The organism is Corynebacterium tapiri, from assembly GCF_006334925.1.
Classification (GTDB): domain Bacteria; phylum Actinomycetota; class Actinomycetes; order Mycobacteriales; family Mycobacteriaceae; genus Corynebacterium; species Corynebacterium tapiri.
On sequence record NZ_VDHJ01000016.1, the window covers coordinates 1 to 12,846 of the forward strand.

Annotated in this window: 8 protein-coding genes; 6 read left to right on the forward strand and 2 right to left on the reverse strand. The window is 64.0% G+C overall.

The window, feature by feature from the left end; genetic code table 11:
- Nucleotides 1-223: 223 nt before the first annotated feature.
- From FHE74_RS09795 to FHE74_RS09805, 3 genes are read left to right on the forward strand one after another with little or no spacing between them, the layout of a single operon-like run.
- On the forward strand, nt 224-844 hold the full coding sequence (locus tag FHE74_RS09795; protein ID WP_139466338.1) for a DUF1707 SHOCT-like domain-containing protein: 621 nt from the start codon (nt 224-226) through the stop codon (nt 842-844).
- A 39-nt stretch (nt 845-883) separates the two neighbouring features.
- Nucleotides 884-2,152: a pyridoxal phosphate-dependent aminotransferase gene (locus FHE74_RS09800; RefSeq protein ID WP_180339743.1), complete on the forward strand. Its 1,269-nt coding sequence runs from the start codon at nt 884-886 to the stop codon at nt 2,150-2,152.
- A gap of 2 nt (nt 2,153-2,154) precedes the next feature.
- Nucleotides 2,155-3,354 (forward strand): YibE/F family protein, encoded by a 1,200-nt coding sequence (locus tag FHE74_RS09805; protein WP_139466339.1) that lies wholly within the window; start codon nt 2,155-2,157, stop codon nt 3,352-3,354.
- On the opposite strand, the gene FHE74_RS09810 is transcribed toward FHE74_RS09805, so the two are convergent.
- Nucleotides 3,351-5,378: a YhgE/Pip domain-containing protein gene (locus tag FHE74_RS09810; protein WP_139466340.1), complete on the reverse strand. Its 2,028-nt coding sequence runs from the start codon at nt 5,376-5,378 to the stop codon at nt 3,351-3,353. The two genes, FHE74_RS09805 and FHE74_RS09810, sit on opposite strands and share 4 nt — an antisense overlap.
- Before the next feature lie 153 nt (nt 5,379-5,531).
- Here FHE74_RS09810 and FHE74_RS09815 point away from each other — a divergent pair, with 153 nt between their 5' ends.
- On the forward strand, nt 5,532-6,752 hold the full coding sequence (locus FHE74_RS09815; RefSeq protein WP_139466341.1) for an amidohydrolase: 1,221 nt from the start codon (nt 5,532-5,534) through the stop codon (nt 6,750-6,752).
- 61 nt (nt 6,753-6,813) lie between these two features.
- Nucleotides 6,814-8,382, forward strand: coding sequence for an ABC-ATPase domain-containing protein (locus FHE74_RS09820; RefSeq protein ID WP_139466342.1), 1,569 nt, complete (start codon nt 6,814-6,816; stop codon nt 8,380-8,382).
- A 2-nt stretch (nt 8,383-8,384) separates the two neighbouring features.
- On the opposite strand, the gene FHE74_RS09825 is transcribed toward FHE74_RS09820, so the two are convergent.
- Nucleotides 8,385-11,258 (reverse strand): FAD-binding and (Fe-S)-binding domain-containing protein, encoded by a 2,874-nt coding sequence (locus FHE74_RS09825; RefSeq protein ID WP_139466360.1) that lies wholly within the window; start codon nt 11,256-11,258, stop codon nt 8,385-8,387.
- 169 nt (nt 11,259-11,427) lie between these two features.
- Between FHE74_RS09825 and hglS the strand changes: the two genes are divergently transcribed.
- Nucleotides 11,428-12,819, forward strand: coding sequence for a 2-oxoadipate dioxygenase/decarboxylase (gene hglS, locus FHE74_RS09830; protein WP_139466343.1), 1,392 nt, complete (start codon nt 11,428-11,430; stop codon nt 12,817-12,819).
- Nucleotides 12,820-12,846: the final 27 nt, after the last annotated feature.

Genomic DNA, 12,846 nt, shown 5'->3' on the forward strand with positions numbered 1-12,846 from the left:
ACTGCTTGACGCTTTTCTTCGGGTGTGAACATGATTGCCTCCTTGTTGCAGGGTGACTCACAACAAGGCTGGCACTACGGGTCACGCAAACATTTGCATTCAGCCACCACACCCGCCCCCAGCAACCCAGCCCACACCCAACCCAACCCCGAGAAACGCCCCCACGCAAAACCCGGGACTTCCCCCATAGACGCAGTTCAGCACCAAAGTTAAAATCGCAAACATGAGCACACCGTTCGATCCCCGAAACCTCCGCCTCAGCGACAACGACCGCGCAAACGCTATGAATACGTTGGGGCGGGCATTCGCGGACGGACGCCTTAGCATGACCGAGTACGACGAACGTTGCCAGCAGATCGGCGCTGCTCAGTACCGTGCTGACCTGGATCCGTTGTTCGCTGATATCCCGTTCGTCACGCCGCAGCCAGCAAACAACGAGGTCGCGGTGTACACCCGCGGGCAGGTGGAAAAGGCTTATCGCTCTTCGCGCAACGTTCGCGCCGGCATCTTGGGAGTCGCCACGATGGTGTGGATCCCCGTCTCGGCCGGGCTCGCGAATTTCCATGAATTTTTCTCGTTGTCCATCTTCCTCCTCCCCGCCCTCTGGTTCGTCCTCTACGTGCTCAAGCCGGGACCGCAAGAGTGGTACGCGCCGAAGCCGGCCAAGGTGGAGCGTGAGCGCATGCGCGAGATCCGCATGGCCTCTGCTGCGTATCACGCGGAATTGCAGGCCCAGCACACCACAGAGCTCATGCAGAAGCGTATGCAGCGCAAGCAGCTCGCCAGCGAGCTGCAAATGGATGCCATGCAATTCGCGCGCAAGTCTTTCGATCGCTTTAAGTAGCTACCCTTAACCCCGGAAGTAGTGGCACGATAGTGCACTATGACCGAGAACGAGCCCCAACCCGAGCCAACGATGCCGAAGCGCCGTCCGCTTCGCACATTCGACCAATCCAACAAGCTCAAAAACGTTTTCTACGACTTGCGCGGTCCGCTGGCCGTGGAGGCGGAACGGATGGAGGCGGATGGGCACGCGATCTTGAAGCTGAACACGGGTAATCCCGCGATCTTCGGCTTCGATGCGCCGGACGTGATCATGCGTGACATGATCGCCAATTTGCCCATGTCCCAGGGGTATTCCACCTCGAAGGGCATTTTGCCGGCTCGGCGTGCGGTGGTTACTCGGTACGAGATGATCGATGACTTCCCGCATTTCGATGTGGGAGATGTGTACTTGGGTAACGGCGTCTCTGAGTTGATCTCCATGACGACGCAGGCGTTGCTTAACGACGGCGACGAGATCCTCATCCCCATGCCCGACTACCCGCTGTGGACCGCGGCGACCACCTTGGCCGGTGGTACTCCGGTGCACTACGTGTGTGACGAGGAAGATGGGTGGAACCCGTCGATCGAGGACATTCGTTCCAAGGTGAACAAGAACACCAAGGCGATCGTCGTTATCAACCCGAATAACCCCACGGGTGCGGTTTACTCCCGCAAGACGCTGGAGGATATCGCTCAGGTCGCTCGCGAGAACGGTCTCATGATCCTGGCGGATGAGATCTACGACCGGATTCTTTACGACGGCGCCCAGCACATCTCTATGGCAGAGGTCGCCCCGGACGTGGTCACGTTGACCTTCAACGGTCTGTCCAAGGCTTACCGTGTCGCAGGCTACCGAGCTGGCTGGTTGGTTATCACGGGCCCGAAGCAGCTGGCGTCCGGCTTCATCGAGGGCCTCGACTTGCTGGCCGGCACCCGCCTGTGCGCGAACGTGCCGGGGCAGCACGCGATCCAGGTTGCCTTGGGTGGGCGTCAGTCCATCTACGGCCTGACTGGTGAGGGCGGGCGCCTGCTCAAGCAGCGCAACATCGCCTACGAGAAGCTCTCGCAGATTCCTGGAGTCAGCGTGGTCAAGCCTATGGGTGCGCTCTATGCCTTCCCCAAGCTCGACCCGAATGTGTACGAGATTCACGATGACACCCAGCTGATGCTAGACCTGCTGCGCGCGGAAAAGATCCTCATGGTGCAGGGAACTGGGTTTAATATGCCAGATAAGCAGCACTTCCGTGTGGTCACCCTTCCGTGGGCGTCTCAGTTGGAAAACGCCATTGAGCGCCTGGGCAACTTCTTAGCGAGCTATCACCAGTAATCATGGGACGTCATTCCTCACGCGGCTCGACCGCGTACAACAACAGCCCGAACACCCACATTTATCGGCGAATCCTCCTCGGCTTCTTAGTGGTCGCGGGCATCGCCACCCTGCTCGGCCTGGTCTTGACCTGGCCGAGCGATGATCCGGTGAAGACAAGTCCGGAGTTTGAAAACACCTACGCGTCGTCGCAAAGCAAAACCACTGCCACCGTCACCGCGATCGAACCTGGTGAGTGCGGCCCGCAGTGTTACGACGCCAAGATCGAGATCACCGACGGGTCGCACAAGGGAGCGACCAGCACCCTGCATCACTACGGGGTCAAGGGCGAGGCTGAGCTGGAGCAAGGCGACAAGATCCGCGTGGTCGAGGGGCCGCCTGCCCCGCCGACCTCGGGTATGACTGGCCAGGTGGGCGAGCCTACGTGGGTATTCGCGGACTTCCAGCGCACGGTCCCGCTGTCCGTGTGGAGTGCAGTGATCGTGGTCTTCGTGCTCGCCCTGGGTGCGCTGCGCGGTCTGCGCTCTCTGATCGGCTTGGTGCTGTCCATGGCCGTGGTAGCTATCTACTTGCTGCCGGGTCTGCTGCGCGGCGGCGACCCGATGACGCTGGCGGTGCTGACCGGATCGTTCATCCTTTTTGCCGTGGTCTTTCTGGTGCACGGCTGGAACTGGAAGGCGGCGTCGGCGTTGGGCGGAACGCTGGTGGCGCTGGGGATCACTACGTGGCTGGCCAAGGTGGCCATCAATACCGTCCAGCTGCAGGGGCTGGGCAACGAGGACAACCTCAAGCTGGCGCTCTACCTGCCGGACATTTCGCTCGAGGGCCTCATGCTGTGCGGGTTCGTGATCGGCGCGCTGGGCGCGCTCAATGACGTCACCATTGCTCAGGCTTCCGCGGTCAACGAGCTCGCGCTGCTGGAGCCCACCGCCTCGCGCTTGCGTCTTTTCTTGGCCGCGATGAAGGTGGGTCAGGACCACGTGGCGTCGATGGTGTACACCCTGGTGCTCACCTACGTGGGTGCGGCCCTTCCGCTGCTGCTTCTACTCTCGGCCGCTGGTCGCCCGCTAGGCGAGACCCTGACCAGCGACATCATGGCCACCGAGCTCGTGCGTTCCGGCATCGGTGCCCTGGGTCTCATCTTGGCTGTTCCGTTGGCCACGCTGTTCGCAGCGTGGACGGTCAGCCGCAGTGAGGGCTAGGCCGCGCTGACCGGCTCGGTGGCGGTTGCGGTGGTGGCGTAACGACGCCGCCGGCTACCGATAAGCCCCATCAGCCCGGCCGCGACCAGGGTGAAGATTGCTAGCGCGGTCACTGCGATCCAGAACTTCATGCCCAGATCCCCCTGGGTAGCGCCGATGAACGCATCGCGCTGGTAGGACATCCAGTGCAGCGGGCGCAGGATGCGGAAGGGCAGCGGGGTGGTGGACACCGGCCAGATGCCGCCGAAGGAGAAGCAACCCAGCGCGAAGAGTGCGAAGCTAACCAGGCCGGCGATCAGCGGAGTGAACCACGACTTCACCAGCGACAAGATGGCCGCGTTGGAAAGCACCACCAGTGCCATGGCCGCGATGATGCCTGGCCAGCTGACCGGGTGCCAGCCCAGGGCGCTCGAGACAGCTCCCAGGCCCAGCGCCACGCCTGCCCCAGCCAACGCTAGGACGAGGAAGCCACGCAGGGCACCCGCCACTGAGGCCGGGCGCGGCTGCAGTATGGCGATGATGAACATGATCAGGCCCAGGATCACCAGCATGAGCAGGAGCGAAGCACCCGAGTCTGCCACCACGCTGGTCGGGTCGGACGGGTCGGAGGCCGTCTTGGTGGGGTGCAGGTTCGACTCGGTATAGACGATCGGGGATCCGAACTGCTTGGCGCTGGCTTCCTTATTCGGAATTGCGGGAGCCTTGTTGTAACCCTCGCGCAGGCCGGTGGCCAGCTGGCCGGTGCCATCGGTAAGTCGGGTCGTGCCGTCGTTGAGCCTGGTCACACCGTCGTCCAAGCGGGTGGCTCCATCGTTGAGGCGCTGCGCACCGTCGTCGAGACGCACCACACCATCGTTGAGGCGGGTGGCTCCATCGCTGAGGCGGTGAGCGCCGTCGTTAGCCGTGTTGATGCCGTCCGTGAGCTGGTTGAGTCCGCCGCGGTAGGGCGCCGACGGGTCGGAAAGGTTGTAGTGCAGCTGCTGGGCGCCATCCTCGAGCTGCCCCAGCTTGTTCACCATGTTTTCCGGGTTGCTGGCATCGATCTTGCCCAGCAGACCGGCAAGCTGATCAGCCTCCGCATTCATCCCCACAGCGCGCAGGGCGTCGATGACCGGGTTAAGGATCGGTGCAACTTGCTGCGCCTGCGTCAATAGCGGGATCAGCAATGAGGTCAACTGGCTCACGCCGCCGGAGACCTGCCCCATTCCGTCAGCGAGCTGATCGGTGCCCGCCTGCAGCTTGGTACCGCCCTCAGAGAGACGGGATGTACCATTTGCCAGCTGCTGCGCGCCCTGGGCGAGTTGTCCCGAACCGTCCTTGAGCTGGGCAGTGCCGTTGGTCAGGGTGCCCGTTCCCTCCGTGAGCTGGGAGGTACCGTCCTTGAGCTGGGTGGCGCCCGCCTGCAGCTGCTGCGCACCGGCGTCGAGCTTTTCCGCGCCGTCGGCACCACGGCCCAGGCCGTCGCGAAGCTTAATGATTCCGCTGAGGACGTTGTCTGCGTAATTAGCGGTCAGCGTCTGGTTAAGGCGGGCCTTGATCTGGGGAACCACGCCATTAGTAAGGAAGGCGCCGGCGGTGCCGTTGTACCCGTTCTCCGTGACGTAGATCTGCGCCTGGCGGGGGTTCTCTGTGATCACCGAGACGGCGTCGGCCGAGAAGTTCTTGGGGATGCGCACAGTGAACAAGTAGTTGGTGTCCGCCAAGCCCTTAGCTGCATCCTCCGCGGAGACCTCCTGGAAGTTGAGGTACTCGGTTCCTAGCAGGGAGTCCACGGTGGTCTGGCCGAAGTTGCGGTGCTCGCCCTTGTACATCGCGCCCTCGTCCTCGTTGACCACGGCCAGCGGCACGTCCTCGAGGTACGGGCGCGGATCCCACATCGCCCACATGTACACCACCGATGCGGTCAAAGGCAGGACCAGCAAGAGAACGACCAGGAGACGACGCAGCCAGTTGCCCTTGTGAGCCGCATCCTGTGCCGGTTCAACACCAGTTACGCCGCCAGCACTCGCAGGGGTGGATCCCATATATTGAGCCTTTCAAAAATTTGCCTGCATAAGTTTTCAAGGGAAACTTACACGGTGCAAACCACTTAAGCCACACGACACCACCACAACAACGCTGCATAGGAGCATTTCCGCCCGCCACAATCCTCCCCATTGGGAGTATCATTAACTGCTATGAGTGCTCTGAATTCTGGACTGGACACATTCTTGGATTCCACCCGCGACTACCGCGAGGCCCTTTACAAGTGGTTCCACCAACACCCCGAACTCTCGCTCCAGGAAGGCAACACCGTCGAGCGCATCCTTGCTGAGCTCAACTCATACGGCGTAACCGGAACCCGCGTGGGGCACGGTGTGGTCGCCGTACTTGACCAGGGCGAGGGCCCCACGGTGGCCATGCGAGCCGACATCGATGCCCTCCCGATCAAGGAGGACACGGGTGTGGATTACGCATCCACCGCAACGCAGGTCTCGGATCGCACGGGCCAGGAGGAACCGGTCGCGCATATGTGCGGCCACGACTTCCACACCACCTGGCTGTTGAGCACCGTGAAGTACCTGGCCGAGAACAACAGCGCCTGGAGCGGTACCTTCGTCGCCGTGTTCCAGCCCGCCGAAGAGACTGCCGAGGGCGGAAAGGACATGGTGGAAGCTGGCATCACCGACGCCATGCCTCGCCCGGACGTGATGTTCGGCCAGCACGTCATGGGATTCATCCCCTTCGGCCAGGTGGGCACGCACGCCGGCGTGGCGATGTCAACGGCTTCCTCTATCAAGATCACGCTCAAGGGCAAGGGCTCCCATGGCTCGATGCCCGAGCGCTCTGTCGACCCGATCGTCCTGGCAGCCCAGGTGATCAACCAACTGCAGACGATCGTCTCCCGTGAGCTGAGCCCGCAGGAAACCGCAGTCGTCACCGTGGGCGCAATTCACGGCGGCTCCAAGTCCAACGTCATCCCCAGTGAGGTCACCCTCGACCTGAACACGCGGTGCTACTCCCCCGAGGTCCAGGAGCAGATTCACGTTGCCATCGAGCGCATGGTGCGGGGTCTGTCCGCTACCGCCCGCGCCGACGACCCCACCTTCGAGTACTCCGATCGCTTCCCGCTCATGGACAACGACGAGGAGGTGACGTCGCGTCTCGACGCCGCCTTTGCCGAGCACCTCGGAGAAGACACCGCGACCCACTTCCCGCGCGTGGCTGGCTCCGAGGACTTCCCCGACATCCCGAACGCATTTAACACCCCATATTCCTACTGGGTCATCGGCGGATTCCGGGATCCCGCCACCGCGCCGGGCAACCACTCCGCACAGTTCTTGCCGGAGTTGGATCCCACGCTTGACCTGGGCACCCGAGCAACCATCGCGGCGATCACCCCGTGGCTGGAGGCCTAGGAGAAACCCTTTCGCTGCCCCACCTTGCACTCTCCCGGCGCGCGCACGCATCCTGGCGGGTATGACACTGCGCGATCGCCTGAACTCACTCGACGGCAAAAGCTACGGGGCTTACAAGTCCCTTAAGGGCACCCATCGCGTCGGAGAGCTCTCCGTGTCCATCGACCGGGTGCAATCCGACCCCTTCGCTCCGCCGTCGCAGCTGAGCGTGCGCATGCCCTTCCCCTTGCCTGTGACCAGCCCGGTCTCGGCAGCCGACCTGCTCACCCGGCGTGTGCACGATCGTTTCCGGCAGGTTCCGGGCGGCAAGAGGGAGGGGCAGTTGCTTATCGACGCCCCCACTCAGCACGTACTCGAGCGAACCTCGGTCTCCTTTCCTGCCGAGGGGGAGGTCCTCCTGCGCATCGAGGCAGCCCTGCCAGCCAATGGCCGCCGCATCCGTGGCCGAGCCGCCGCACAGCTGCTGACGCGCACGCTACCTCAGGCCCTTTCTGCCGCGCTGGATGTTTCTGCCGAGGAGCTCGCGCACGCTGCAGATCTGCTGGCAGACCAGGCCTACCTCCGCGAGCAGCTGGCATCCAACCAGCTGGTCGCTTTCATCGCTGACGGTTCGGTGCTTCCGCGCCGCTCGGGTGACAGCGATGTGCCGCTGCGCGACGCCGTGGCCTTCGAATCACCGCAGTCCCTGCGCACGAGTTTCGACTTGCCGAGTGGCCGCCAGGTAAGTGGCATGGCCATCCCCGAGGGCATCACCGTTATCGCCGGGGGAGGCTTTCATGGCAAGTCCACACTGCTCAGCGCTCTGCGTGAGGGTGTGTACAACCATGTGGCCGGCGACGGGCGCGAGCTCGCTATTACCCGCCCGGATGCGGTGGCTGTGCGTGCCGAGGACGGTCGGGCGGTCAACCGCGTGGACATCTCGCCCTTCATCACCAACCTGCCCACCAATGCGGACACCACCCGCTTTTCCACCAGCAACGCCTCCGGCTCGACCTCGCAGGCCGCGTGGGTGATGGAGGCGATCGAGGCGGGCACCTCCTGCTTGCTCATCGATGAGGACACCTCGGCCACCAACTTCATGATCCGTGATGAGCGCATGCGCCGCCTCGTGCCCGACGAGCGCGAACCCATCACGCCGCTGCTTCACCGGGTCACCGGGCTGCGCGAGGCGGGTGTGTCCACCGTGTTGGTTACCGGCGGAACGTCAGCATTCCTGGACGTCGCGGACACCGTCATTCTCATGGACGCCTACCAACCACGCGACTGCACGCAGCAGGCCCGCGCGCTGGCACAGACCCCGCCGCCGCACCGGGGCTTCGCGAAGCCACAACCACGCAGCATCCGCATCAGTACCTCGGGCAAGAAGCCGCCGCAGGCCAAGGGGCTGCACGCCATCCGCATCGGGCATGATTCGCTGGATCTTTCCGGGCTAGCCCAGCTGGTCAGCCCGTCCCAGACCCGGGCAATCGCCCACCTGCTACCCAAGGTTGAGGAGCGCCTCCGGGCCCATGAACCGTTGGCGCAGGCCTGCAGTACGGCGCTCGAGTCCTGGGACTCTGGGCGTTCCGGACGTCTGGCCAAGCCACGCCTACAGGAGCTGATGTTCGCCGTCAATCACCTGCGAGCCTAAGTTCAGCGAGACGAGCGCAGGGCGGATTTGAGCAGCTGAGCCAGGTGAATTCCGCGCTTGTGGCGGTGTTCCGGCTCATCCTTCAGGCCATCGCGGATCTGGGTTCGGCAGGAGAAACCGTCGGCGAGAATCGGGGTGGCGTCGTCAAGCTCCCTGACCCGCGGGAAGAGTTCCCGCTCACCGAGCTGCCGTGACATCTCGCCGTGGCCGGGCTCGAATCCCCAGTTGCCGGCCAGGCCGCAGCATCCGGTTTGGATCGTCGACTCGTCCACGCCCAAGCGGCTGAGCACCGAGGCTGAGCCTCCGTGGGCGCGTCGCGAGCGCTCGTGGCAGTGCACCTGCGACAGCGCTTGCCCATCTATCTGGGCAAACGGCCACGTGTGCTCGCCGTCTGCGCTGCTGGCATGAGCCTCGACAAACTCGCCCAGCGTCTTAATCTGCGTGGCCATCGTGGCCGCCAGCTCCGACTCGCTGAGCAGCTGAGGGCCTTCCTTGGCCAGCATCGAGGCGCACGAAGGCTCGAGCACCACGATGGGAGTGTGCCCATCAATCCACGGCTGCATCTGCTTAACCGTGTGCTCGATGACCTTCTTGGCCACCGTCAGCTGGCCGGTGGAGTGCCAGGTCAGGCCACAGCACACGAATCCGCCGGGGACCACCACGCGGTAGCCCAACGCGGTGAGCACGTCGAAGGCGTCGCGGGCGACCTCTGCGTCGAGGTGGTTGGTGAACGAGTCCGGCCACAGCACCACGGTCGGGCCGTCGGATGCTTCTCGACGCTTCTTGGCCTCGCTCTGGAAGCTGCGCGGGGAGAAGGTAATCATGGAGCGATCCGCTTCCACGCCACCCAGCTTCATCACCAGTCGCTTGATTGGCTCCACACCCAAGACAGCGTTGGCCACTCGCGCCAGCCCCGGCACGCGGTGAAGAAGGTTGCTGGTCAGCGGCAGCCACCCCATGGAGTAGTGCGCCATCGGGCGGCGGTGCTGCTTGTGATGCTGGTGGAGAAACTCCGACTTGTAGGTGGACATATCCACGTTGACCGGGCACTCCGAGGCGCAGGCGTGGCAGGAAAGGCACAGGTCCAGGGCCTCTTTGACCTCCTGCGAACCGGTTCCTTCCGGGTAAAGCTCGCCGCGGAACATCTCGGAGAGCACGCGGGCTCGGCCTCGGGTGGAGTGAACCTCGTCGCCTGTGATCTGGAACGAAGGGCACATCGCGTCCGTGCTCGTGCGGCATTGACCCACACCCACACAGCGGTTGACGGCGTTGACCAGGCTGCCCTTGTCGCGCGGCAGGCTGTGCATGGGCAAGAACTCGTGCTTGCGCTGGCCCGGCGCGGGGCGAATGCCCTGATCAAAGGGCTCGGGATCGACAAGGATTCCGGGATTGAGCAGGTTATTCGGGTCGAAGATGTCCTTGACGCGCCGGAAGGAGGCGAGCACCCGCTCGCTGTACATCACCGGCAGGAGCTCGGATCGTGCGCGCCCATCGCCGTGCTCGCCGGACAGGGATCCGCCGTGCTTGGCGACGATCGCCGAGGCCTCCTTAATAAACGCCCGGAAGACATCCATGCCCTCTTCGGTTCCGAAGTTGAAGGAGATGCGAATGTGCACGCAGCCCTCGCCGAAGTGTCCAAAGGGGATGCCGCGCAGCTCATACTTGTCCAACAAGGCGTAGAGATCTCGCAGGTAATCCGCCAGGTTTTGCGGCGGGACAGCCGAATCCTCCCAGCTGGGCCAGGCCTCGCCACCATCCGGGAGGCGAGTGACCAGGCCGGCGGAGGCCTCGCGAATCTTCCACAGTGCGCGCATCTCCTGCGGGTCCTCCACCACGACCGCGGCCACGGTGGCGTGCTCGGGGTGCTTGCCAAACTCCGCCAGCAGGTCCTCGGCACGCTGGCGCGCCTGTTCGGCGGAGTTTCCTACGGCCTCGCAGTACAGCCAACCACCGGCGGCGCGCTGGCCGGTTTCTGGCAAGATCTCGGCCCCGGGAAGCGAGCTGCCGGCATCCGGGCCCTGGGAGATGCGCAGCGCGTCAATGAGGTCGCCACCCATTCCCTCGCTGGTGGTGATGCCCGGGCGACGGGTCAGGGGAGCTGCGGCTGCCGCGGAGAAGATGTCCGGGAAAGCCAACACGGCCAGTGCGCGGTGGGTGGGCAGCGGGACGAGCTTGACCACTGCCTCCACGATGATTCCCAGCGTTCCCTCGCTGCCTGCAAAGGCCTTAGCGGTGTCAAAGCCATTTTCATCGAGGAGATAATGCAGCCCGTAGCCAGAGACCTGGCGCGGGAATTGCCCCAGCTCCAGGCGGAAGTCGGCGATCCACTCGTCGCGCAGTTGGCGCAGCTGCTCGGTGACCTCCGGGTCCGAGGTCCCGCCGCGCTGCAGGGTGATAAGGGAGCCGTCGGCACGCAGCACCGTCAGCTCAACGACGTTTTCGGCGGCTGTACCCCAGGCCACCGAGTGCGAGCCACACGCGTTGTTGGCGATCATGCCTCCCACCGTGCAGCGACTGTGCGTGGAGGGGTCCGGGCCATAGGTCAGGCCGTAGCTAGCGACGGCATCGCGCAGGTCGTCGCAGATCACACCGGATTGGATGCGGGCGGTGTGTGCCTCCGGGTCGACCTCGAGGACCTTGTTGAAGTTGGTGGAGACGTCAATGACGAGCCCCTCACCAATCGCGTTGCCGGCCACAGAGGTGCCACCGCCGCGAACGGTGACCGGGATGCCGTTCTCCCGCGCGTAGGACACGGCCTCCAGGATGTCCTCGTTGGTTTCCGGTTCGAAGACGGCTGCTGGCACGCGACGGAAGATTCCGGCGTCGGATGTGTAGGCGCCACGGGTGGTGGAATCGGTTCGGAAGCGCGCCTCGATCCCCGCATCGCCTGAGGGCTGGGACGTGGTCCGTGTTGCTGGGGAAGGTTCCTGCACGGTGGCTCCTCACAGTAGTGGCCGGAAAATCGGTTGCTCACAGCGTGGGCTTCTGTATGATCTACATTACAGTAACATGCTACCTCCCCACTTCCCCGGAAGGTTGATACCCATGGCTTTTCGTTCCACCTGGCAGCTGCGCGCAGACTTCGCGCTCGCCCTCTCTCACATGTACGGCGAGGAAGTCCCCGCCTACACCACTCTCGTGGAGGTATCCACGGAGGTCAACGACGATTACATCAAAAACCACGCCAACGGTGAGCGCCTAGGCTCCATCGAGCGTGTGACCGCCGAGCGCCACGGAGCTATCCGTGTGGGCTCGCCCGAAGAGATGTCTCAGGTCGCCCGAGTGTTCGCCGCCTTTGGCATGTTCCCGGTGGGCTATTACGACCTGCGTGACGCCGCCAAGTCCTCCGTCCCGGTGGTCTCTACCGCGTTCCGCCCGATCGACCGCGAGGAGCTGGCCAAGAACCCGTTCCGCGTGTTCACCTCCATGCTGGCCACCGACGACCCGCGCTTCTTCGACGAGCAGCTGCAGCAGGAGCTCAAGGAGTTCATCGGCAACCGCACCCTCTTCCCCGCCGAGCTTCTCGAGCTTGCCGACAAGGCCGCAGCCGAAGGAGGCCTGGAGGACGCCGAGGCCGAGCGACTCCTCGAGCTGGCTACCGCAGCCTTCAAGCTCTCCGAGGACCCGGTCGACTTCGAGTGGTACAAGAAGCTGGAGAAGATCTCCGCCGTCGCCGCCGACATCGGAGGCGTAACCACCACCCACATCAACCACCTGACCCCACGCGTGCTGGACATCGACGACCTGTACGCCCGCATGGAGGCCCGCGGCATCACCATGATCGACGAGGTCCAGGGCCCGCCGGCCTGGGACGGCCCGGACGTTTTGCTGCGCCAGACCTCCTTCCGCGCGCTCGACGAGGAGCGAATCTTCCGCTTCGAGGACGGCACCGTTGGCCCCGGGCAGCTGCGCGTTCGTTTCGGCGAGGTAGAGCAGCGCGGCATCGCACTGACCTCCAAGGGCCGTGAGCTTTACGACGCCATGGTCGCCGAGGTGGATAAGCGCCTGGCCGCTGGTGAAGGAAGCGTGCGCACCGAGGTCGCCCGGAAGGTCTGGGAGGAAAACCTCCCGAAGGATGAGCGTGGCCTGCTCGAGCAGGGTCTGGCCTTCTTCACTTTCGAGACAACCCCGGAAGCTGCTCAGGCGCAGCTTCACGACGACGCCGAGCTCCTCGAGCTCATCGATGCCGGCCTGGTCACCGCCATCCCGATCGTCTACGAGGACTTCCTGCCCCGCTCGGCGGCCGGCATCTTCCAGTCCAACCTCAAGGACAAGGGCACGCGTGACGACGCCCAGCAGGGCACCGACTACAACATCGACCTGATGTCTGAGATCGTCGGGCGTCGCGTAGCGGAACCCACCGAGCTGTACCAGGCACAGATGGACGAATCGCTCGAGCAGCTCGGCAAGGATCTGGGAATCCGCGTTAACGCCTAGGTGATCCCGCGAGCCTTGACGCGTCAG